21 protein-coding genes are annotated in these 23,078 nt (G+C 59.5%); 8 read left to right on the forward strand and 13 right to left on the reverse strand.

What is annotated here, in order from left to right:
- Nucleotides 1–45 precede the first annotated feature (45 nt).
- Both BT119_RS24855 and yrfG read right to left on the reverse strand, forming a co-directional pair.
- Entirely contained in the window at nt 46–927 is an 882-nt protein-coding gene (locus tag BT119_RS24855) for a LysR family transcriptional regulator (RefSeq protein ID WP_003372300.1), read from the reverse strand.
- A 41-nt stretch (nt 928–968) separates the two neighbouring features.
- A complete protein-coding gene (gene yrfG, locus BT119_RS24860) occupies nt 969–1,646 on the reverse strand; it encodes a GMP/IMP nucleotidase (protein ID WP_003434805.1) in 678 nt (225 codons plus the stop codon).
- 97 nt (nt 1,647–1,743) lie between these two features.
- Between yrfG and nudE the strand changes: the two genes are divergently transcribed.
- On the forward strand, nt 1,744–2,310 hold the full coding sequence (gene nudE / locus BT119_RS24865) for an ADP compounds hydrolase NudE (protein ID WP_003372295.1): 567 nt from the start codon (nt 1,744–1,746) through the stop codon (nt 2,308–2,310).
- A complete protein-coding gene (cysQ, locus tag BT119_RS24870) occupies nt 2,307–3,149 on the forward strand; it encodes a 3'(2'),5'-bisphosphate nucleotidase CysQ (RefSeq protein WP_003434802.1) in 843 nt (280 codons plus the stop codon). The genes nudE and cysQ overlap by 4 nt, the downstream gene beginning before the upstream one ends.
- Before the next feature lie 883 nt (nt 3,150–4,032).
- Here the strand turns inward: cysQ and BT119_RS24875 are convergent.
- The 5 genes from BT119_RS24875 to rfbB all read right to left on the reverse strand — a co-directional run bounded on the left by BT119_RS24875 (nt 4,033) and on the right by rfbB (nt 9,562).
- Entirely contained in the window at nt 4,033–4,506 is a 474-nt protein-coding gene (locus BT119_RS24875; RefSeq protein WP_072367090.1) for a YiiD C-terminal domain-containing protein, read from the reverse strand.
- The gene (locus BT119_RS24880) at nt 4,493–5,878 is read right to left on the reverse strand and encodes a sigma-54-dependent transcriptional regulator (RefSeq protein WP_046720162.1); all 1,386 of its coding nucleotides are present in this window, start codon (nt 5,876–5,878) and stop codon (nt 4,493–4,495) included. The genes BT119_RS24875 and BT119_RS24880 overlap by 14 nt, the downstream gene beginning before the upstream one ends.
- Nucleotides 5,875–7,683 carry a sensor histidine kinase gene (locus BT119_RS24885; protein WP_032609702.1) on the reverse strand — a complete coding sequence of 603 codons (1,809 nt, stop codon included), beginning with the start codon at nt 7,681–7,683 and terminating at the stop codon, nt 5,875–5,877. Before BT119_RS24885 ends, BT119_RS24880 begins: the two co-directional genes overlap by 4 nt.
- A 170-nt stretch (nt 7,684–7,853) precedes the next feature.
- Nucleotides 7,854–8,399 (reverse strand): dTDP-4-dehydrorhamnose 3,5-epimerase, encoded by a 546-nt coding sequence (gene rfbC / locus BT119_RS24890; protein WP_003434792.1) that lies wholly within the window; start codon nt 8,397–8,399, stop codon nt 7,854–7,856.
- A gap of 80 nt (nt 8,400–8,479) precedes the next feature.
- Nucleotides 8,480–9,562 carry a dTDP-glucose 4,6-dehydratase gene (gene rfbB, locus BT119_RS24895; RefSeq protein WP_003372283.1) on the reverse strand — a complete coding sequence of 361 codons (1,083 nt, stop codon included), beginning with the start codon at nt 9,560–9,562 and terminating at the stop codon, nt 8,480–8,482.
- Nucleotides 9,563–9,802: 240 nt separating this feature from the next.
- Here rfbB and BT119_RS24900 point away from each other — a divergent pair, with 240 nt between their 5' ends.
- From BT119_RS24900 to BT119_RS24920, 4 genes are all read left to right on the forward strand, one after another.
- Nucleotides 9,803–12,715, forward strand: a complete 2,913-nt coding sequence (locus BT119_RS24900) for an aminotransferase (protein ID WP_072367091.1) — start codon at nt 9,803–9,805, stop codon at nt 12,713–12,715.
- Between the two features lie 573 nt (nt 12,716–13,288).
- A complete protein-coding gene (aguB, locus tag BT119_RS24905) occupies nt 13,289–14,167 on the forward strand; it encodes an N-carbamoylputrescine amidase (protein ID WP_072367092.1) in 879 nt (292 codons plus the stop codon).
- Between the two features lie 5 nt (nt 14,168–14,172).
- Nucleotides 14,173–15,279 carry an agmatine deiminase gene (aguA, locus tag BT119_RS24910; protein ID WP_054081364.1) on the forward strand — a complete coding sequence of 369 codons (1,107 nt, stop codon included), beginning with the start codon at nt 14,173–14,175 and terminating at the stop codon, nt 15,277–15,279.
- A 646-nt stretch (nt 15,280–15,925) separates the two neighbouring features.
- Nucleotides 15,926–17,200, forward strand: coding sequence for an OprD family porin (locus tag BT119_RS24920; protein WP_003434784.1), 1,275 nt, complete (start codon nt 15,926–15,928; stop codon nt 17,198–17,200).
- A gap of 37 nt (nt 17,201–17,237) precedes the next feature.
- Here BT119_RS24920 and BT119_RS24925 read toward each other — a convergent pair whose 3' ends face one another.
- Nucleotides 17,238–17,732 (reverse strand): hypothetical protein, encoded by a 495-nt coding sequence (locus BT119_RS24925; protein ID WP_003372272.1) that lies wholly within the window; start codon nt 17,730–17,732, stop codon nt 17,238–17,240.
- 160 nt (nt 17,733–17,892) lie between these two features.
- Between BT119_RS24925 and BT119_RS24930 the strand changes: the two genes are divergently transcribed.
- Together BT119_RS24930 and BT119_RS24935 are read left to right on the forward strand one after the other, a co-directional pair.
- Nucleotides 17,893–18,462 carry a GNAT family N-acetyltransferase gene (locus BT119_RS24930; protein ID WP_046720158.1) on the forward strand — a complete coding sequence of 190 codons (570 nt, stop codon included), beginning with the start codon at nt 17,893–17,895 and terminating at the stop codon, nt 18,460–18,462.
- Between the two features lie 82 nt (nt 18,463–18,544).
- Entirely contained in the window at nt 18,545–19,018 is a 474-nt protein-coding gene (locus BT119_RS24935; protein ID WP_046720157.1) for a GNAT family N-acetyltransferase, read from the forward strand.
- A 10-nt stretch (nt 19,019–19,028) separates the two neighbouring features.
- Here the strand turns inward: BT119_RS24935 and BT119_RS24940 are convergent, their stop codons facing one another.
- The 5 genes from BT119_RS24940 to BT119_RS24960 form a co-directional block, all read right to left on the reverse strand.
- Nucleotides 19,029–19,766 (reverse strand): hypothetical protein, encoded by a 738-nt coding sequence (locus tag BT119_RS24940; protein ID WP_046720156.1) that lies wholly within the window; start codon nt 19,764–19,766, stop codon nt 19,029–19,031.
- Between the two features lie 144 nt (nt 19,767–19,910).
- Nucleotides 19,911–20,996 (reverse strand): type I restriction endonuclease, encoded by a 1,086-nt coding sequence (locus BT119_RS24945; protein WP_046720155.1) that lies wholly within the window; start codon nt 20,994–20,996, stop codon nt 19,911–19,913.
- Nucleotides 20,997–21,548: 552 nt separating this feature from the next.
- The gene (locus BT119_RS24950; RefSeq protein ID WP_046720154.1) at nt 21,549–21,971 is read right to left on the reverse strand and encodes a DUF1493 family protein; all 423 of its coding nucleotides are present in this window, start codon (nt 21,969–21,971) and stop codon (nt 21,549–21,551) included.
- Nucleotides 21,972–21,973: 2 nt separating this feature from the next.
- On the reverse strand, nt 21,974–22,405 hold the full coding sequence (locus BT119_RS27935) for an STM2901 family protein (protein WP_072367095.1): 432 nt from the start codon (nt 22,403–22,405) through the stop codon (nt 21,974–21,976).
- An 11-nt stretch (nt 22,406–22,416) separates the two neighbouring features.
- Nucleotides 22,417–22,920, reverse strand: a complete 504-nt coding sequence (locus BT119_RS24960) for an Hcp family type VI secretion system effector (protein WP_072367096.1) — start codon at nt 22,918–22,920, stop codon at nt 22,417–22,419.
- Between the last annotated feature and the right edge of the window lie 158 nt (nt 22,921–23,078).

The raw sequence follows: 23,078 nt of genomic DNA on the forward strand, positions 1-23,078 counted from the left end.
TAATCGCTAGTGCTGATGTCCCGATAGATGACGTCGATCAACGCTCTAGCGCGGTATTTCTGCTACCAGTGCAAAGCAGGCTTCAGCCAGTGCCGAACGTGGCGCACTGCGGCGCATGATCAACCCCAGCCGGGCCAAAGTCCGGGAGTCGGCAATCGGATGCAGGCGCAAATGTTCGGTGAGCGTTTCCAGACCGCCATCCAGCGGCATGATCGCGCAGCAAAAACCGCCATGTACGGCTTGCAGCAACTGATGAACGGCATCGGTTTGTATCAGCGGATTGGGTTGCAGGCCGCGGCTATGGAAGTTGTGATCGATCGACTGCCGAAAATGCATGCCGCTGGTCAGCATGCCCAGTGGCAGCTCGACCAGATCGGCCCAGCTCAAGGGATCGTCGCCAAACGTGAAGTGCCGACGGTCGTACAGCAGGCCCATGCGCGTGTCGTCCAGGGTCAGCGAATCGAAACGCTCATTGTCCAGACGTTCCAGGTACGAGACGCCCAGATCGATACGATTGCTTGCCAGTTGTTCCAGCACTTGCTCGGAGCTGAGTGACGACAGCTCGAAGCGCAGATTGGGGTGCAGCTGGTGCAGCCGGTGCAGCAATGGCAGCGGATCGAAGCTCGACAGCGGCACCACGCCCAGGCGCAACGTCCCGACCAGATGACCGCGGCAGGCGGCCGCTTCAGCCTGCAGACCGTCGTAGGCAGCCAGTACCGTGCGTGCCCAGGCCAATACGCGTTCGCCTGGTGCGGTAAAGCCTTCGAAGCGTTGGCCGCGATTGACCAGTGGCAAGCCAAGCTCTTCTTCCAGATTGCGCAGGCGCATCGACAGCGTCGGCTGGGTGATGTTGCAGCGCGCAGCCGCCTGGCCGAAGTGCCTCGTCTCGTCGAGGGCGATCAGAAATTTAAGTTGCTTGATGTCCATGTTCACTCCGATGAGCCGTCCAGACAGCCGATTCTACGCGCTCAGGCTGAATGATCGAGCACGCCCTTGATCAACTCCCGATAGTCGTCCACTGCGGCGAACTCTTCGGTATCTTTCGGGCCTTTTTGGCTGTTGGGTTGGCTGACGGCCAGCAAATGGGCTACACCGAAGTGTCGAGCGCTGCGCAGGATCGGCAGGGTGTCGTCGATAAACAGACTGCGTGCCGGGTCGAAGGCTGTTTCGGCCTTCAGAGCGTCCCAGAAATGCTGGCTTTCCTTGGGAAAGCCGTAATCGTGAGAGCTGATCAGGCGTTCGAAATAAGGCGCCAGCTCGATTCGCTCCATCTTCAGCGACAACGAATCACGGTGCGCATTGGTGATCATGATCACTCGCTTGCCGGCCTTTTGCAGGGCCGCGAGAAAGGTCTCGGCGTCTGGGCGCAGCGCAATCATGTGGGCGATTTCGCGTTTCAGGTCGCGGACCGACAGGTTAAGCTCGGCGCTCCAGAAATCCAGGCAGTACCAGTTGAGCGTGCCCGCGTTGTTTTCGAACAGCGGTTTCAATTCCAGCCAGGCCATGGCGAAACTGACGCCGTGCAGTTCGGCGTAGCGCTGCGGCAGGTGCTGCATCCAGAAGTGTTCGTCGTAATGCAGGTCGAGCAACGTGCCGTCCATATCCAGCAGGACGGTATCGATTTCGCTCCAGGGCATGGAAAGCATTCTGGCCTCGTCAGGGGGTTGATAGCGGGTAAGCATATCCGACACAGACATCGGGAAAAGCTCGGTATAGTACCTCGTTCATGTAAAGGAGCCTGTCATGCGTCAGAAACCTACCGTACTTGCCCGCGCAATCGTCGCCAGTAGTCGTCTGTTCCGCGTTGAAGAGCTGCAATTGCGCTTTGCCAATGGCGTCGAGCGGACCTATGAGCGTCTGGCCAGCAAAGGCACGGGCCCCGGGGCGGTGATGATCGTGGCCATGCTCGATGCCGATCACGCTGTGCTGATCGAAGAATATTGCGGCGGCACCGATGCCTACGAGCTGTCCCTGCCCAAGGGCCTGATCGAGCCGGGCGAAGACGTGCTGGCGGCTGCCAACCGTGAACTCAAGGAGGAGGCCGGTTTCGGTGCGCGTGAGCTGGAACTGTTGACCGAGCTGTCGCTGTCCCCCGGCTACATGAGTCAGAAAATTCAGGTGGTGCTGGCCACCGACCTGTACGAAGAGCGGCTGGAGGGCGACGAGCCCGAGCCGATCCGGGTTGACCGGATCAACCTGCGCGAGCTATCGAGCCTTGCCCAGAATGCCCAGTTCAGCGAAGGCCGGGCGCTGGCCGCGCTGTACCTCACACGTGACCTGCTGACCCAGCGTGGATTATTTCAGCCATGACCGATTCGTTGCACAACCTGCCACATCCGCTGCTCGCGCCGGTGATCGAACTGACGCGACTGGCGGGCGAAGTGATCCTGCCGTTCTGGCGCGCCAACGTCACCGTGACCACCAAGACCGACGATTCGCCGGTGACCGCCGCTGACCTGGCCGCCCATCAGGTGTTGGTCGAGGGTCTGCAGGCGCTTGATCCGGATATTCACGTGCTCTCCGAAGAGGACGCAGACATCCCCCTCAGCGAGCGGGCAAGCTGGGAGCGCTGGTGGCTGGTCGATCCGCTGGACGGCACCAAGGAGTTCATCTCCGGCAGTGAAGAGTTCACCGTCAATGTCGCGCTGATCGAGCGTGGCCGCGTGGTATTCGGCGTGGTCTCGATGCCCACCAATAACCGCTGCTACTTCGGCGGTGCCGGGCTGGGTGCCTGGCGCAGCGATGGCGTCGGTCACATCCAGCCGATCGCAGTGCGCACACAGCCTGGCGAAGGGCAGACCTTTACCGTGGTCGCCAGCCGCCGCCACTCCAGCCCGGAGCAGGAGCATTTGCTCGCCGGCCTGTCGAACGGGCTGGGCCATTTGCAACTGACCAACATCGGCAGCTCATTGAAATTCTGCCTGCTGGCCGAAGGCGCCGCCGACTGCTACCCACGCCTGGCTCCGACCTCGCAATGGGACACCGCTGCGGCGCAGGGCGTGCTTGAAGGTGCAGGAGGCGAAGTGTTGCAACTGGACGGCCAGCCATTCAGCTACCCGGCGCGTGAATCGCTGCTCAACCCATTCTTCCTGGCCCTGCCCGCCAACGCCGAATGGCGCGACAAACTGCTGGTGCTGGCCCAGTCCTGAGGCCAGCTTCAAGGCCTCTGCCCGGCGGGCGTGGGAGCGAGCCGGGCGACGCTTCGCTTGCTCGCGAAGGCGATTGTTCAGACGATGAATTTTCATAGATTGCACTGGCCTCTTCGCGAGCAAGCTCGCTCCCACAGGTCTGCATATGGGGCTGAGACAGTTTCACCAGTGCATCAACTGCGCGCAGCCTCACTCACCGGTGCAACACAAACTGCCCGACAAAGCACACGGCCTGTTCTTCGCTTGATACAGGTATGCAGGGGCGAGCGCGCTCTTGTGGGAGCGAGCCGGGCGACGCTTCGCGTGCTCGCGAAGGCGATTGTTCAGGCGATGAATTTTCGCAGATTGCACTGGCCTCTTCGCGAGCAAGCTCGCTCCCACAGGTCTGCGTACAGTGCATCCAATGCGTGCAGCTTCACTGGCGCAACACGAACTGCCCGACAAAGCGCACGGCCTTTTCTTCGCTTGATACAGGTATGCAGGGTCAAGCGCGTTTTTGTGGGAGCGAGCCGGGCGACGCTTCGCTTGCTCGCGAAGGCGATTGTTCAAGCGATGAGTTTTTGCGGATTGCACCGGCCTCTTCGCGAGCAAGCTCGCTCCCACAGGTCTGCGTACAGTGCATCCAATGCGTGCAGCCTCACCGGTGCAACACAAACTGCCCGACAAAACGAACAGCCTGTTCTTCGCTTGATACAGGTATGCAGGGGCGAGCGCGCTCTTGTGGGAGCGAGCCGGGCGACGCTTCGCTTGCTCGCGAAGGTGATGGTTCAGACGATGAGTTTTCGCAGATTGCACCGGCCTCTTCGCGAGCAAGCTCGCTCCCACAGGTCTGCATATGGGGCTGAGACAGTTTCACCAGTGCATCAACTGCGCGCAGCCTCACTCACCGGTGCAACACAAACTGCCCGACAAAACGAACAGCCTGTTCTTTGCTGTTCTGCTCGCTGATGCCGGTGTGCAGGGTCAGGCGGGCGCGGCCTCGGCGTTGGTAGGTGGCGATGAATTTGTCCCACTGCGCCAGCTCTGGCGCGTCGCAGCGTACGATGGCGTCGCTGCGTACCGGCAGTGGATAACTGATCTGCCCGTCCTGAATCACGATATGCCCATCGGTGATCCCGGCCTCGCGCAGTCGCAGGTGCAGCCAGCCCCAGCCCGCCAGTACTGCGCCGCAATACAGACTGCCGCCGAACAGCGTGCTCTTGTGATTGACGTTGGGTGCCAGCGGCAGGTGCAGGCGCAGTGTCTGGTTGTGCCAGTCGATCACGCGCATGCCCATCTCGCGGGTCAGCGGAATATCGTGGTGCAGCACCTGCTCCAGTGCGTGGGCTGCGTCATGTTCAGGCTCAATCGGTGTCATCGGAAGCTCCGCTGCTGTCGCCAAACGTCAGGCCATGCTTGCGCAGTTTGTCGTGCAGGGTCTTGCGCGGCACACCCAGCGCCTCCGCCAGGCTGCGCACCGAGCTGTGCGGGCGCGCCAGTTCGGCGGCGATCAACGCGCGCTCGAAGCTTTCCACCTGATCACTCAAACCCCCGCCCGGTGGCGGTGCCTGTTCTGTATCAGCGCCTTCCAGTTCCAGTTCCAGACCCAGCGCAAAGCGCTCGGCGGCGTTCTGCAGTTCCCGGACGTTGCCCGGCCAGTTATGCCGCAACAGCAGCGCGCGCTGGCCCGGTTTGAGTTCGTGCTTGGGGATGCCGTGGCGCATGCTCGCGGCATCGGCATAATGCTCGAACAGCATCAGCGCATCCTCACCCCGTTCGCGCAACGGCGGGATGCGCAGCGAGGCCACGTTCAGGCGGTAATACAAGTCCGCCCGGAAGCGGCCCTGATCGGCCGCGTGACGCAAGTCTTCCTTGGTCGCGGCGATGATGCGGATGTCCAGCGGGATCTGCTGATTGCTGCCCATTCGCTCGACCACGCGCTCCTGCAGCAGGCGCAGCAGCTTGACCTGCACGTCCAGGCTCATGCTTTCGATTTCATCGAGGAACAGCGTGCCGCCGTTGGCAAACTCGAACTTGCCGATACGCCGCTTCTGCGCGCCGGTGAAGGCCCCGGGCTCGTGACCGAACAGCTCGCTTTCCACCACCGATTCAGCCAGCGCCCCGGCGTTGATCGCCACGAACGGGCCGCTGCGGCGGCTGGACAGGTCGTGCAGCGCGCGGGCGACCACTTCTTTGCCTGCGCCGGTTTCACCGAGGATCAGCACGTCGGCTCGCGTCCCGGCCAGTGCGCCGATTTGTTCGCGCAGACGCAGGATCGGCGGCGACTGACCGATCAGGCGTGTGCTCAGTTGTTGGCGATCACTCAGGGCCAGGCGCAGGCTGCGGTTATCCAGCACCAGACGGCGCAGCGCCAGGGCACGGCGCACGCTGTCGAGCATGGCGTCGCTGGCGAAGGGCTTTTCCAGAAAGTCGTAGGCCCCGGCGCGCATGGCTTTCACCGCCAACGGTACATCGCCATGCCCGGTGATCAGCAGCACCGGCAGGTCGGGGTCCTGCGCGTGAAGCTGGTCCAGCAGCTCCAGGCCATCCATGCCCTGCATGCGAATATCGCTGACCACCACGCCCGGCCAGTCGCGGCCAATGCGTTCGGCCAGCCCGGTTGCCTCGGGCAGCGACAGAACGTTCAGGCCAGCCAGGTCCAGCGTCTGACGCAGTGCCTGACGCAGGTGCGAATCGTCGTCGATCAGCACCACCTGAATCTGGCTGTCGATGGCTGTGTCCGAACTCATGCAGAAAGGTCCTCTGGCGGTTGAAGATTGGCTCCGGAAGCACCGGCCCGCAGGCGCAGGGTCAGCAGCGCACCGCCGCTGGGATGGTTGGCGAACAGCAATTCGCCGCCCAGCGCGCGCATCAGCGTATCGCAGATGGCCAGACCAAGGCCAAGCCCCTGGGTACGGGTCTTGGTCGTGAAGAAGGGCTCGCGAGCCCGTGCCAACGCTTCCTGGGAAAACCCGGGGCCGTTGTCACGAATGTACAGGTTAACGCCCTCGGCGGTTTGCTCGACACTTATCCACAGCCTGCGCGGCGGGCCTTTCTCGGTGAGGGCGTCCAGCGCGTTGGCGAGCAGATTGCCGAGCACCTGACGCAGGCGGGTTTCACCGGCCTGCACCCAGATTGTGGCGTCCGGCAGGTCACGGATCAGTTCGACTTCCATGGCGCGCCGCCGCTTGGCCAACAGCGCCAGCGCATCTTCCAGCGCCGGTTGCAGTGCCACGCTTTCAGGGGCGTGGCGGTCGCGACGGGCGAAGGCGCGCAAGTGCGCGATGATTGAGGCCATGCGCCCGGTCAGTTCGCTGATCAGCTTGAGGTTGCCGCGTGCGTCCTCGGTGCGCTGATGATCAAGCAGCACTTCGGCGTTTTCGGCGTAACTGCGGATGGCGGCCAACGGCTGATTCAGCTCATGGCTGATACTCGCCGACATGGTGCCCAGCGCCGTCAGTTTGCTGGTCTGCACCAGTTCGTCCTGAGCCTGCACCAATTCCTGCTGCGCCTGCTCGCGTTCCAGCACTTCCTGGCGCAGACGGCTGTTGAGCCCCTCCAGATCGCTGGTCCGTTCTATAACCCGCATCTCCAGCTCGCGGCGCGCCTTGGCCTCGAAAGCGATGCGATCCAGATAATGACGGCGACGCTGCATCATCAGGCCCAGCAACAACATCAGCACCAGCAGCGCTGCGCCGCCAATCGCCACCACCGTGCGCACCTGACGGTCGACAAGGGCGCGAGGCGCGAGAATGTTGACGTTCCAGCCGGTTTCTTCGATGGCCTGGGTCTGGGTCAGCCAGGCGTGTTCATCGATCCTTAACGGGCGCGGATCACGGGTCGGGTAGGACTGGATCGCGACGATGGCTTTTTTCTCGTCATCGGTCAGGTCGCGGGTTGCCCGGAAGCGCCATTCGGGGTTGGACGTCAGAATCACCACACCGTTCTGGTCGGTCAGCAGCAGTTGCTCGGGCGTCTTGCCCCACAGGGTTTCGGTGTGGTCCAGATCAACCTTGACCACCAGTACGCCGATGATCCGCTCACCATCACGCACCGGGCCGGCGAAAAAGTAACCACGTTTGGCAGAGGTCGTGCCGAGGCCGAAGAACCGCCCGGTTCTGCCCGCCCGTGCATCAATGAAGTAGGGCCTGAACGAGAAGTTTCGGCCAATGAAGCTGTCCTTCTGCTCCGAGTTCGAGGCCGCCAGGGTCAGGCCGTTTGCGTCCATCAGGTACATGACATCGGCACCGGTCTGACGCGTGATTTCGCTGAGCAGACGGTTGGCGTTCGCCAGGGTGGGTGTGTCGCCCGGCGCCGCGAGTGCGGCGCGCAAGGCAGGCAGGTCGCCGAGGATCTGCGGCAGGGTTTCGTAACGGTGCAGGGTGCCGAGCAGGTTGGCGACGTACAGGTCCAGGGTCTGGCGATTCTGATTGGCCAGCACGTTGCGGTAATAACGTTCGGCCAGATGTTCCAGCGGCCACAGCAACGGCGCCAGGCAGAGTGCCAGAAGGGCGAGGCTGCGCCAGCGAGGGCGGCGCGGCAGTGCGGGAGTCATGGTCATCGATTGGCCGTCGCCGAAGGGTTGACGATGCCTGCTGGCGGTCACGCCGTGGCAGGCAACAGATACACCCGGTCGATCCTGACGTGGGCATCAGGCGCGTATTATGCCCGCCGCTGGCTTGTCAGGCATCCGGACATTACGCCGGGCTGCCTTGGGGCGCGGGCTCAGGCAAACAGATCGGCTTCTTTCAGACGCTTGCCTTGCTGATCCTTGGCCGACAGGCTGGGTTGGCCGTCGAACTGCCAGTCGATGGCCAGATCCGCATCGTTCCAGGCGATGCAGCGTTCGGCCGAAGGTGTGTAGTAGTCGGTAGTCTTGTACAGGAACTCGGCGTGTTCGCTGAGTACCACGAAGCCATGTGCAAAGCCTTCCGGAACCCACAACTGACGGGCATTCTCAGCAGACAGCTCGACGCCGACCCACTGGCCGAAGTTCGGCGAACTGCGACGAATGTCCACGGCGACATCCAGCACCTTGCCGACGGTGACGCGCACCAGTTTGCCCTGGGCATTTTCGATCTGATAGTGCAGCCCGCGCAGGACGCCGCGCTGCGAGCGGGAGTGGTTGTCCTGCACGAATTCGCGGGTAAGGCCGGTGGCAGCCTGAAAAGCCTTGGCGTTGAAACTTTCATAGAAAAAGCCTCGTTCATCACCGAATACCTTGGGTTCGAGAATCAGGACGTCCGGCAATTTTGTCGCGACTACGTTCACGTGGCTTCCCCTGCAATCTTCATTAAGTGGTGGCGACTCGACAGTCTGCCCTGAGGCGCGCCTGCCGAGAAGGGTGCTGATCAGGCAATCAGGTCTTTAGGCTCGCTAAAACCCAGTCGTTCGCCCTGATAACTGCCGTCCTGAACCCTGCGGCACCAGTCCAGGTTATTCAGGTACCACTGCACGGTCTTGCGCAGCCCGGACTCGAAGGTTTCTTCGGGCGTCCAGTCCAGCTCCTTGTCGATCTTGCTGGCGTCGATGGCATAACGCTGATCGTGGCCCGGACGGTCGACCACGTAGGTGATCAGGTCGCTGTACTGCGCGACGCCTGCCGGGTGCTGCGGCGCGAGCTCATCGAGCAGCGCGCAGATACCGCGCACGACGTCGATGTTTTTCTGCTCGTTGTGGCCACCGATGTTGTAGGTCTCGCCGACTTCACCTTCGGTCACGACCTTGAGCAGTGCCCGTGCGTGATCCTCGACGTACAGCCAGTCGCGCACCTGCAGGCCATTGCCGTACACCGGCAGGGGCTTGCCCGCCAGGGCGTTGAGAATCACCAGCGGGATGAGCTTTTCCGGGAAGTGGAACGGCCCGTAGTTGTTGGAGCAGTTGGTCACCACCACCGGCAGGCCATAGGTGCGGTGCCAGGCGCGCACCAGGTGGTCGGACGCAGCCTTGCTCGCCGAGTAAGGTGAGCTGGGCGCATACGGCGTGGTTTCGGTGAACAGATCATCGACACCGTGCAGGTCGCCATACACCTCATCAGTGGAAATATGGTGGAAGCGGAACGCCTGGCGCTGCGCTTCCGGCAATTTCAGCCACCAGGCGCGCGTGGCTTCCAGCAAGCTATAGGTGCCGACGATGTTGGTCTGGATGAACTCGGCCGGGCCATCGATGGAGCGGTCGACGTGGGACTCAGCCGCCAGGTGCATGATCGCCTGCGGCGCAAAGCGCTCGAGCACCGCACTGACGCGGGCCTGATCGCAGATATCCGCCTGCACGAACTCATAGCGCGTGTCGGTCGCAATGGACTGCAACGATTCAAGGTTGCCCGCGTAGGTCAATTTGTCGAAGTTCAGCACTTCGTGTTCGGTGTTGTTTATCAGGTGGCGGATCAGTGCAGAGCCGATGAAACCTGCGCCCCCGGTAACGAGTATTCGCATGAACTGACCTTCTTGTGTGTTCTGGAGTAATGCAGCATAGCGCTTGAGCGCGTATGACAGGATCGGATCATTAAACCCGAGCAGCAGGTCGAATAAAACTCCGGCTGTTTCCCGACCTGGGGTGCAGGTGCGGATTGGTCGCGCAGCGCAATCCCCTTATAGTCAATCCCCTGTAGTTGTGCGACTGCCCATCACGCCTGGCTCAACGAGTCTGGCCTGACAACAATAACGAGGTTTTCCATGCCGCTTGCCACGCTCATCCGCCGATCCAGTCTGCCTTGCCCCGAGGTCAGCGTGGACCAGGCGCTGCAATTGCTCTCCGAGCACTACGGGCTGAGCGGCACCCTGAAAGCGTTGGGCAGCCAGCAGGATCGCAACTTTTTACTGGATACCGGCACGCGGCGTTATGTGCTGAAGATCTGCCACGGGGCTTATTCGACCACCGAGCTGAACGCCCAGCACGCGGCGCTGCATCATCTGGCCGGCCACAGTGCATTCAATGTGCCGGGTGTGATCCGCGCCAACGACACCGAGCGGTTACTGTCGGTCGACATCGACGGCCAGGCAGTGCATGTGCGCCTGCTCGAATTCATCGACGGGCAATCGCTGGGGCATGTCGAGCATCTGGGCCGTGACATCGTGGTTGAGCTGGGCGAGCTGTGTGCCCATGTGGATATCGCGCTGGCCGATTTCGACCACCCCGGTCTGCAGCGCATCCTGCAGTGGGACCCGCGCCACGCCCATGCGTTGATCAAGCACCTGCTGCCGGTGATCAAGGATGCCGACGCCCGCGCCTGTCTGATCGAAGCCGCCGAGCAGGCTCATCGCCGTCTGTTGCCATTGATTGCGGCACTGCCGATCCAGGCGGTGCATCTGGACATCTCCGAGCACAACGCGGTCTGGCGGCGCGAGGCGGGGCATCCGTGGCAATTGCAGGGGCTGATTGATTTCGGCGATCTGCTCAGTACCTGGCGAGTGGCTGATCTGTCGGTGACCTGTGCGGCGCTGCTGCACCATGCCGAGGGCGATCCGCTGTACATCCTCCCGGCCATTGCCGCCTATCACGCCCTCAATCCGCTGAAGATCGAGGAATTGCAGGCGCTCTGGCCGCTGATCGTCGCTCGATCCGCAGTGCTTGTGCTCAGCAGCGAACAGCAGGCCAGCGTCGAGCCCGGCAATGCGTATATCCAGGCCAACCTTGCCGGGGAATGGAACATTTTCGAGGTCGCCACTTCGGTGCCGATGGCGCTGATGGAAGCTGCCATTCTGCGCGCGGTGGGTCTGGACCTGCTGCCTGTCGAACAGCCTGCCTATTCGCCGTTGCTGCCCAGCCTGGCGGGGCTTCAGCCGGTGCTGGTGGATCTGGGCGTGCTCAGTGAACACTTCGTGGCAGGCAACTGGGAACAGAGCGGCATCGATGAATATCTGCTGTCGCAAGCGGCCGGGGACGGTGGTCTGGCAGCCAGTCGGTTCGGTGAATACCGTCTGTCACGCACCTTGCCTGACTGCGCCCGCGAGCCGGAGACCTTTGCGCTGCACGTCGAGTTGCACGTGCCCGCCGCAACGCCGCTGCATGCGCCGTTCGGTGGCACCTTAAAACTGACGGCCGATGCTGCGGTGCTGTTGGTCGGCGAGCGCATCAGTTTGAAGTTGTGGGGTGTGTTGCCGGAGGCTTCGCTAGCGGGTCAGGTGGCGGCGGGCTCGCTGATCGGGCAGGGCGGTGGCTCGCTGTTGCTGCAATTGTGCACGGCGCCAGACCTCAGCCCGCCGCTGTTCACTACACCGGCCTGGGCAGATGCCTGGCGCGCAATCTGTCCGTCGCCGTCAGCCCTGCTGGGTTTTGATTGTGACGCGCCAGCCTTGCAGGATGCCGCGCAATTGCTGGCGCGCCGCGATGCCAGCTTTGCCCGCTCGCAAAAGCACTACTACCAGGCCCCGCCGCAGATCGAGCGGGGCTGGCGCAATCACCTGATCGACATGCAGGGCCGCTCCTATCTGGACATGCTCAATAACGTCGCGGTTCTCGGCCACGGCCACCCGCGCATGGCCCACGAGGCGGCGCGGCAGTGGTCGCTGCTCAACACCAACTCGCGCTTTCACTATGCAGCGATCGCCGAGTTTTCCGAGCGCCTGCTCAAGCTGGCACCCGAGGGCATGGACCGCGTGTTTCTGGTCAACAGCGGCACTGAGGCCAACGACCTCGCGATCAGGCTGGCGTGGGCTTACAGCGGTGGCCGCGAGATGCTCAGTGTGCTGGAGGCGTATCACGGCTGGTCGGTGGCGACCGATGCCATTTCAACCTCGATCGCCGATAACCCTCAGGCACTCAGCACCCGCCCCGACTGGGTGCATCCGGTCACCGCGCCCAATACCTATCGCGGGCCATTCAGGGGCGCGGACAGTGCGCCGGAGTACGTGCGCAGTGTCGATCAGGCCCTTGCCACGCTGGCTGAGCAGCAACGGCAGGTGGCGGGCTTCATCTGCGAGCCGGTGTATGGCAATGCCGGCGGGATTTCCCTGCCGCCGGGCTATTTACAACAGGTGTATCAGAAGGTCCGCGCTGTGGGTGGCGTGTGCATTGCCGATGAGGTGCAGGTGGGTTATGGCCGGCTGGGTCATCACTTCTGGGGTTTCGAAGAGCAGGGCGTGGTGCCGGACATCATCAGCATGGCCAAAGGCATGGGCAACGGCCATCCGCTGGGCGCGGTGATCACCCGCCGTGAGATCGCCGAGGCGCTGGAGGCCGAGGGCTATTTCTTCTCGTCATCCGGTGGCAGTCCGGTCAGTTGCCGAATCGGCATGGCGGTGCTGGATGTCATGGAGGAGGAGAAACTCTGGGACAACGCGCGAATCGTGGGCGACCACTTCAAGGCGCGGCTGCAGGCCCTGGCCGACAAACATCCGCTGGTGGGCGCGGTGCATGGCATGGGGTTTTATCTGGGCATGGAACTGGTCCGCGACCGTTACACCCTGGAACCCGCCACAGAAGAAACCGCCCGCCTGTGCGAGCGCCTGCGTGAACTGGGCATCTTCATGCAGCCGACCGGCGACTACCTGAACATCCTGAAAATCAAACCCCCGATGTGCACCACCCGCCAAAGCGTGGACTTTTTTGTCGACAACGTATCGAAGGTGCTCCACGAACTGGAATAGAGGACGCAGAGCGTCCAGAACGGCATACCCACGCGGAGCATGGGCACGATAGGTGGTGCCTGACACCCATCGTTCCTCACGCTCCAGCGTGGGAATGCCGTTCGTGACGCTCCGCGCTGATATGCAGGATAGGACGCAGAGCGTCCAGAGCGGCATACCCACGCGGAGCATGGGTACGATAGGTGGCGCCTGACACCCATCGTTCCTCACGCTCCAGCGTGGGAGTGCCGTTCGTGACGCTCCGCGCTGATATGCAGGATAGGACGCAGAGCGTCCAGAACGGCATACCCACGCGGAGCATGGGTACGGTAGGTAGTGCCCGACACCCATCGTTCCTCACGCTCCAGCGTGGGAATGCCGTTCGTGACGCTCCGCGTCACACCCAGCTCGTAGAAATGAGCGCCGTCATGAGCCTTAAGCAGATTAATATCGGCAAAATTCAAAAATTAATAAGAAAAAGACATTTATTTAGCTTTTAATACCGATTTATATCCGTTATAAAGGCGTTCATAATCGTCATCGCCCGTCTGCTATGGTGATAAGTCCTTTGCAACCGCCCCTGGAGATATTTTCATGAGCCGTATCGTTTCTGTCGCTGCTACCCAGATGGCCTGCTCCTGGGATCTGGAGGCCAACATCGAGACCGCTGAAAAGCTGGTACGTGAAGCTGCCGCCAAGGGCGCCCAGATCATCCTGATTCAGGAACTGTTCGAAACCCCGTACTTCTGCCAGAAGCCGAACCCGGACTATTTGCAGTTGGCGACTACCCTCGAATCCAACGTCGCGATCAAGCACTTCCAGAAAATCGCCAAAGAACTGCGGGTCGTATTGCCGATCAGCTTCTTCGAGCTGGCAGGGCGCGCACGTTTCAACAGCATCGCGATCATCGACGCAGACGGCAGCAACCTGGGCATCTACCGCAAGAGCCACATCCCGGACGGCCCCGGCTACCACGAAAAGTACTACTTCAACCCGGGCGACACCGGCTTCAAGGTCTGGCAGACCCGTTACGCGAAAATCGGCGTCGGTATCTGCTGGGATCAGTGGTTCCCGGAGTGCGCGCGCAGCATGGCGTTGCAGGGCGCGGAAATTCTGTTCTACCCGACTGCCATCGGCAGCGAGCCGCATGACAAGACCATCAGCTCGCGCGACCATTGGCAGCGCGTGCAGCAAGGTCACGCCGGCGCGAACCTGATGCCGCTGATCGCCAGCAACCGCATCGGCAACGAAGAGCAGGACGGTTACGACATCACCTTCTACGGCTCGTCGTTCATCGCCAACCAGTTCGGTGAAAAAGTCGAGGAGCTCAACGAAACCGAGGAAGGCGTGCTGGTCCACAGCTTCGACCTGGACGAGCTGGAGCATATCCGCAGTGCCTGGGGCACGTTCCGTGATCGCCGCCCTAACCTGTACGGCGCGGTGAAGACCCTCGACGGTTCGCTGGAGTCCTGATCGCCATGACCACGCTCAATAGCACGCCACGCGCCGACGGTTTCCACATGCCGGCCGAATGGGCACCGCAAACCCAGGTCTGGATGGTCTGGCCCGAGCGCCCGGACAACTGGCGCCTGGGTGGCAAGCCCGCCCAGGCTGCCCATGTCGCCATCGCCAAGGCCATCGCCCGCTTTGAGCCGGTCACGGTGGCGGTGTCCGCTGCACAATACGACAACGCCCGTGCGCGGCTGGACATGCCCAACATCCGCGTTGTGGAAATGAGCAGCAACGACGCCTGGGTGCGCGACAGCGGGCCGACGTTCGTCATCAACGACCGTGGCGAAGTACGTGGCGTGAACTGGGAATTCAATGCCTGGGGCGGTTTCGATGGCGGCCTGTATGCGCCGTGGAACCTCGATTCGCAGCTGGGCAGCAAGGTACTCGAAATCGAGCGCTGCCCGCGTTACGTCACCGAAGGCTTCGTGCTAGAAGGCGGCTCGATCCACGTGGATGGCGAAGGCACGCTGATCACCACCGAAGAGTGCCTGCTCAATCGCAACCGCAACCCGCACCTGACCCGTGAACAGATCGAAACGATCCTCGGCGATTACCTGGCTGTGGATAAAGTCATCTGGCTGCCGGATGGCCTGTTCAACGATGAAACCGACGGGCATGTGGATAACTTCTGCTGCTACATCCGTCCGGGCGAGGTGTTACTGGCCTGGACCGATGATCCCGAAGACCCCAACTACTCACGCTGCCACGCAGCATTGAGTATTTTGGAAAACACCCTTGATGCCAAAGGTCGTGCGTTTATCGTGCATAAAATGCCGATTCCAGGCCCATTGTTCGCAACAGAAGAAGAATGCGCAGGCGTCGATCAGGTGCATGGCAGCCAGGAACGCAACCCTTCGGTGCGTCTGGCAGGGTCTTATGTGAATTTTCTGATCGTCAACGGCGGCATCATTGCGCCCAGCTTCGACGATCCGATGGACGGAAAGGCCCGCGAGATCCTGCAAAAGCTGTTTCCAGAGCATGAGGTGGTGATGGCGCCAGGCCGCGAGTTACTGCTGGGCGGGGGCAATATCCACTGCCTGACACAGCAACAGCCAGCCCCCCACAAGAACTAGCGCTTAGTAACTAGTTGTATCTAACAGCAACTAGTTGGTCTCGTTTTTGCTGTATTAAGCCCGTCATCTGATGGGCTTTTTTATGCGTTACCTTATAACTAAATTGGGTTCGTTTATCCGAATAACCCTAAATCAGACTGGCGAAAACCCGTTTTCTTAGCTTGACTGTCACATGGCATCAGTAGATTTAGCCCCTCATGAATCAAGAGGTTTTCGTTATGAATGCAGGTATGAGCCAACAGCGAGTCCGTGGTTTTTCTGCTTCGCTCAGTAACGAGGCACGCCAGCGAGTGGCGGATTGGTTAAGGACAACCAGGCCCGTGAACGCCAGGCCGGACGTACGTGCCATGCTGCTGCAGCGCTATCCGGCAGGCCTGTTCAACGATGCCGAATTCGAAGCGTTGGCGCGCGTGCTGACAGATTAAGTAATACACCACGCCCCAACCCGTCCATCTACACGTTTGACACCCCCAGGCACCCGAACTAGGATTCGCGCCCCCACTGCCTGTGGCTCCACCCCTGTACGTGCTTCGTAGTCCACTGCGATGACCTCGTGCGGCGCTCCACCGCCTGATCAGAGGCTGGAAGCCAGACGGCCATTGGCCGCCGCCACAGCGCATGTCATTTGCAGAACAAGGAAGACAAGATGCTTAACACACGTATGGGCATGCTCGCTTTGGGCATCATCAGCGCCAGTCAGGCCATGGCGCAGGGCCAGGCGGATTCGAAGGGCTTCGTTGAAGACAGCAGCCTGAACATCAACCTGCGTAACGCCTACATCAATCGCGACTACAAAAACGACCGTGAAGACAAATCCGAATGGGGCCAGGCCTTCATGGGCACCTTCGCGTCCGGTTTCACTCAGGGCACGGTTGGCGTGGGCGTCGACGCCTTTGCGCTGTACGGTATTCGCCTCGATGGCGGAAAGGGCCGCAGTGGCAATGGCGGCATCGACTTCTTCAAGCAGGGCGACAGCGGCGCGGCTGCCGATGACCTGTCCCGTGCAGGTGCTGCGGTAAAAGCGCGCTTCTCGAATACCGTCATCAAGTACGGCGATCAGATGCCGCAATTGCCGGTGCTGAGCTACGACAACTCCCGCCTGCTGCCGGAAAGCTACACCGGCACGCTGATCACCTCCAAAGAGATCGATGGGCTGGAAGTGGTCGCCGGGCGTTTCACCCAGGAAGCGCGCAAGAGCGCTGAAGGTCGCGACAGTGGTGACCTGAAAAGCATCAACGTCTACGGCGCCAGCTACAAGTTCACCGATGAGTTCAGCGCCGCTTTCTATGCTTCGGACAACGAAGACGTGTTCAAGAAGCAGTACCTGAACCTGAACTACGTCTTCGCCCTGCCGCAAGACCAGTCGCTGACCTTCGACTTCAATGGCTACAAGACCCGACTGGACAAAGACTTCACGGCCAGCGACGCACGTGACAACAAGATCTGGAGCCTGGCCGCGACCTGGGCCGTGGGCATCCACTCCTTCACCCTGGCGCATCAGCGCAGCACCGGTGACATGGGTTACGCCTACGGCGGCTATCGCAACGACGGCGGTTACGGTGATGGCGGTAACACCATCTACCTCGCCAACTCCTACTGGTCCGACTTCAACGGCAAGGACGAACGCTCGTGGCAGGCGGCGTATGGCATCGACCTGTCCGGACTGGTGCTGCCCGGCCTGAGCTACAAGGCTGCCTACGTACGCGGCGATAATATCGACGATGGCACCGCAGGCAGCGGCGACGGCACTGAACGCGAAATCTTCAGCCAGCTGACCTACGTGGTTCAGAGCGGCCCGGCCAAAGACCTCTCGATCCGCCTGCGCAACTCGTTCCTGCGGGTCTCAGACGATGCACAGGCCTACAACAGCGAAGGCAACGAGACACGCATCTTCGTTGACTACCCGATCAACGTTTTCTGATCCGAGGGCGGCGGCCTGGCAAAGGCCGTCGCCTGTCTCAGTCCGCGACCAACTGAACAAACACTGCGAAACTGCCGAGGAATATCCAGAAAAAGCTGAACAGCCAAGGACTGCGCTTGGAGAACAGCAAGGACTTTTTCGGCCCGGTTTCGCTGGACTCCCAATCGCTGAACAACGGCGAATCGTCATAGGTCAGCCCGATTACCGGTTCGCTGAGCAACAGTTGCGCCTGCTTGTGATGCCAGTGCTGGATGATGTCGCACGCCGCCCGAATACCCGGCCAGGCGAACAGCGTACTGAGCAGCCCCAACAGTGCCAGCATCGGCGGCACCACCAGCGTGAACATCGCGCCCCAGGCCGTGTTCATGTTGGCCATCGACGATGCGTAAGCAATCACCAGAAATGACTGCGCCGACAAATAGGCGTTGGTGCGGTTGGAGAGGTTGGTGGTTTCGTAATGAATTTCGCGTCGATAAAAATCCAGCCGTTCCTTGGGCGAGCCAAACAATTTGACCTGCTGCTCATCCACCACTTTCGCGGGTGTTTCATCCGTTATGATTCTGGGCACTGGTGTTACCGATGTATAAAAGGTGCTGGATAGACCCCCACCTGCAGCCAGCAGTTCGACTTAAATCCCCGGCATACGGGACCGTTCATCCAGTGAGCACGTTTCGACGAACAGAGACATCGTCATGACCATCACCCCCACGCTACACACCGACCGCCTGCTGCTGACGCCACTGCAGCTTGAGGATGCGCCTGCGGTTCAGCAACGCTTTCCGCTCTGGGACATCGTGCGCTACCTGAACAACCGCGTCCCCTGGCCTTATCCACAGGACGGTGCGCTGCGCTACATCCAGGACGTCGCACTGCCCGCCATAGCAAACGGCACCGAATGGCACTGGATGATCCGCCTGCAGAGCGCGCCCCGCGACATCATCGGCAGCATCACCCTGATGACCCATCCCGGCAACAACCGAGGCTTCTGGCTGCACCCGGACTGGCAAGGCCACGGCTACATGAAAGAGGCCTGCCGCGCGATCGATCGACAGTGGTTCGACGTGATGGGCATGCCCCTGATGCAAGTGCCCAAAGCCGCCCCCAATGAAGCCTCGCGGCGCATCTCGATCAGCGAAGGCATGCGCAAAGTGAGCACCCAGGACGGGGAGTTTGTTGGCGGACGGTTCGAGGTAGAAGTCTGGGAGATGACGCGGGAGGAGTGGTTGGCGCGAGCGCTGCAAGCAGGCACTTCGAACGTCTGACGTAGAGGCCGACCCGGCATTAACCTGTTGCCCATCACCACCAGCCCAAGTGATATTGCTCAATAAACAGGGAGCGACCCGAATGCCGTTGACCCGCAAGATCGAACCCGATATCACCCTGGTAACGGTCCAGCCCGAAGACTTCGAAACATTGGTGGCCATCCGTATCGAAGCCATGCGCGAAAGCCTCGAGCGCGTTGGCCGGTTCGATCCGGTGCGCGCCCGAGAGCGTTTTCGTGAAGGATTTTCTGCGTCATGCACGCACTACATCCAGGTCGCCGGCAGCAAGGTCGGCTTTGTAGTCGTCAAACCGAGCAGCGACGGCCTGCTGCTGGATCACCTGTACGTCAAGCCGGCTGTTCAAGGGCAGGGCATTGGTGCTGCCGTGCTTCGGCAAGTGTTCGCGCAAGCGGACGCAACCGCATCCACAGTACGAGTGGGCGCCCTGAAAGAAAGCGACTCCAACCGCTTCTACGTCCGCCATGGGTTTCAGCTTGTTGAGAGCGGCGAGTTCGACAACTACTACCTCCGCCCGCCACGTTTGCCGATGTGCTGACGGGTTGGGATCAGCCCGCCGAGGCAGCTTTCTCCGCCGCACGTGCAGCGAGCATGGCCGCCTCCGATTCGTGGGTGTGCAGCTCACCTTTGTACGCCAGTTGATTGAAGAACATGCCGTCGATCTGATCTTTCGATGGCGTCGACGTCTTGGGAATAAACAACGCGCCCAGATCCAGAGAGTTGGCGAAGTTCTCTTTGTTCAGGTTGTAGCGACCCAGATAACTGCCGCTCCAGGGCGAATCGGCGTCGACCAGATCAATGGCCGTCTCCCGATAGGTAGCCGCAGCGGCTTTCAGCCCGCTGGACGCATTCAACAATGTATTGAGTTGCTTGGTATCCGCCTCGCTCAACTCACCAGAACTGTTGATCGCCTTCAGATTACCGTCCGCCTCGATCGTGAAGCCGAACTTCTTGCTGGCCAGATCCGGATACACCGACGCCAGCGTCGACGTGAACGCTTCATATGACGTTTTCAGCGCTTCCGTCGAGTTACTGTGCTGCGCCGCCATCTCTGGGAAATCAGGCGACTGCGAGCGACCTATCCAGGTATCAACCGCTTCCATCGGCTCGGTAGTCGCAGGTACTTCGGTACTCGGGTGATAAACGACAGCGGGTGTACTGGCAGCAGCGTTCTTAAACGCTTCTTTCTGCGCATCGGTGAGCGGCTTTGGAGTGAGCGTGATGCCGGAATTGGGCAGGGTGATGGTGGGAGACGTGTTGTTGCCGGGGGTTAGTGAGATAACCATTTCATCGATCCATGATTGCGGGGTTGTATGGAGGGTATCGACGAAGGAGGGGGGAGCTTGAGGGAGGTCGGGGGCCGGGAAATATTACGGCGTACTTGCAAGGCGCGCATTGCCACGCGCGCGCTTGACGTTATTAATACTTCTTCAGGACTCTGCGTAGCTCAATACGGTGTCCTTGAGAGCATCGGCAAAACCGTAAATATCATCCAGAGAAGCGATCGGGTGGCGGGTCTCGCCCTTGTCCTTTTCAAAAATACCGATGTATTTCTGAGCACGATTGAAATGCAGGCGAGTGATGGGTTTACGGTTGTTGTCATCCAGAAGAATGCCGAAATAGCTTTGTGTATCACGATGAGCAATACGTTTTGCTTCAACCACAGTGCGGATGATCGACTTGACGATATGGAAGCCTTCCATTTCCTCCACAGTCGTCACGATCCGGTCGTCTAACGGCTCTTCCTTTTCAGGCTGAGTGTTATTTTCGATGATGGTTTCGGCCACCGTGGGCGCCTGAACTCCGCTCATTGCCAGCTTCAACCGGTCGTTGACCTGATCGTTCAGAAATTGCGAGGTGGCCTTTTTGGTCAGAATCGTGAACTGCTCACGTACCTTCTGAGTGATCGCGCCCTCATAAATGCGTGACGCGAAGTAACGGACGAAATCGTCGTCCGGCTGACTGAACTGGGTCGCAATCACACGCTTGATCTGACCTACGTACTTCAACTCGCCAGCGGCATTGAGAATTGACTCAACGTCGAAGGACGACTTGGTCAGCTTCTGTAATTCCGGAATGGCATGGTCATCAATCGCCAACAGGTCCAGTTCAAGAAATGGTTTTTCATCCATCTTGTTAGGCGCGTCCAGGTCTGTAAAAAACTTGTAGACCCGGCCATTGGTGAGGATCGAAATCCTTGCAGTGGTCACATGGAAATAACGGAACAGCTGGCTGGCATGATTGATGTTCAGCGGCTCGCCGATTTTCTTGGTCTCGATGAGGATCTGAATATTGCCCTCTTTAACGATGGCATAGTCGATCTTCTCACCTTTCTTGGTGCCTACATCGCACGTGTATTCCGGCACAACCTCAGAAGGATCGAATACATCGTAGCCCAGCACAGTATGGATAAACGGCATGACCAGAGCCGTTTTGGTAGCCTCTTCGGTGCGGATGGACGCAGCTTGCTGGCGGACTTTTGCTGAAAGGGAATTGAGTGCTTCAAGAAAATCCATTTTTATTGCTCCGTGCCGGGCTCATGAGCCCTCAGTCCTATCGATAGTCGGTAGAGGCGCAACGCTACTACGATGGGCTGCGAAATAGCTATAGGATTTTGAGGCGTGAGCGGAGATATCTGAGGAAATCGGAAACGTCTTACGCGTGGCGAGGCATAGCGGGGAGGGCTGTCTGTTTTGTTTGTGCGTAATGAAGATCTACATGTGCGTTGCTAAATCTGATGCGAAAAAAGGGCCTGTATTGCTGAAAGTACTTATTTTGTATGGTGCCAGCCTCATTAGTCGAGCTTCTCGAATTGGTCCAGTTGTTGGTGCTGCTATTGGTCGACACCTGCTTTCATACCCAATGCCGCAGCTGCCTTATGAGCTCTGCCTCGGGAGCTTGGTAGGTCGCGGCCTGCTCAAGGCCACGCGCACAGGAAACCTCCGTCACGCTGAAAGGGGGTTTGAATTACGTGGATTGCTGCGACCTGACGTCATCACCGAGCGCATTCACTTTTCGTAAGGCGCTTGGGGTATAACATGCATACCAAGCGGATCACGTAGGCAAGATCAACGGCTCTTTATCTTGTAGCCATCAATCGGAATATCTTCTGTGCGCTCATACAGTGGAGCATCGCTGAATGTGGCTTGTTCAAATGCGTGCGTATCCCAACGTCTTGCTTTCAAGGCTGAATACAACATGCCCACCCTCAATGGAATGTTTCCGCGTCTGTCTTTGGCGCGCCTGAAGGAAAAGAAGTTGAAACCTTCTTCCAAAAAGTACCGATAAGGGTCGTAATCGTTAAGATCGATAGAGAACCTTTCGAAAAACTCGACCATAAGATCATTTGCATCGTCGCCATCGATGCCCAGGTCCCTTGCGACATCGGTCGCCAAGCTGAAGCTTTCAAACGCCCTTCTTCCAAAGCCTACGGTATCCTGGATGCAGACGACAATGCTATCCACTATTTTGTAATCAAGGGGTTCGTTCATGACTAGAAAACCTGATCTTCGGTGCTCACAATGGAGTTATAAGTTACAACTGTTTTGTAGCCTATCAGTCCTAGCTCCGCCGCAGTATAAGCCCAGCCTGCGACGGGAATCGCGCGTGCTATGAAAGCACCAACGCTCGGTGTTCTGCGAATGTGCGGGGGACGCCAACCTACTATTGATGGCGCCCTATAGCCTCCAGGGAATCGCCGTTTCTTAAGTGCACGTCTTAATAGTAAAGACAGAATAGACGTGTTTTTGGTTGCCCCCCCGGGTTTTGCGCGCGTGGGAATTATGTTAGCCCCGGTCACGATGCCGAAGGCAGCCGCAACATCATCGAGTCCGAGTTCATCCATCGCAGTTTCAGATGCAATTATCCATAGCAACTGATTTGCAGTAAGTCCACAATCTCCGTCATAACAATATATTCTAGCCACTTATACTATCCTTATGCGTAAGTGTTATTACGTATCTGATCCCATCCTGCAGAAACTTTTCCGATCAACAGTCCTGATTCCCTGCTTTGCTGCGAATAGGTCATTTTTACTTTGGCATAGTCAAAGCGAATAACCTCTTCAGGGAATGGAGAGGGCGTTCTATCGAAAAGGTTTCCTGACTCAACGCCGCTGATGATGACTTCTTCAAATATGACTTCCATGTATTTTTGTTTTTCACCGCCTGCACGGTACAGGCTCAAAATTACCTTCTTCAGATGTTGGCCAGCGCAGCAGGCTTGGAAGATTTTTGGTGTCGATGAGTCAACCAGCTTCACGACACTGAAATCACTGAGGTAGACCCGGCCGACGGTTGCGCCGCCCGAAGAGCTGGCAGTTCTAGAGACATCTTGCGTCGCCGCTAGATTGAAGGCAGTGGCCTCAATCCAGTCCTGGTGGGCCGAGTCCTTAGATTCTCCGGCGATGCCGTCAATCCAGATAAATGCGTCAAATGCCATTCCTGCTCCTTGGAAATGAATTTTACAGTTGGGGCGGAGGAGCCTCCTTCATCAAGGTTAACGTAACGAACTTCTATTTGCACCCCCTTCAGGCGTGTCATGTGTCACATCTTTGTCTGCGTCTATGGATGTACTCAGGTTTACGGTACTACATAGTC

The sequence above is a fragment of the Pseudomonas sp. NFACC10-1 genome (assembly GCF_900119195.1).
In the GTDB taxonomy this organism is placed as follows: domain Bacteria; phylum Pseudomonadota; class Gammaproteobacteria; order Pseudomonadales; family Pseudomonadaceae; genus Aquipseudomonas; species Aquipseudomonas cerasi.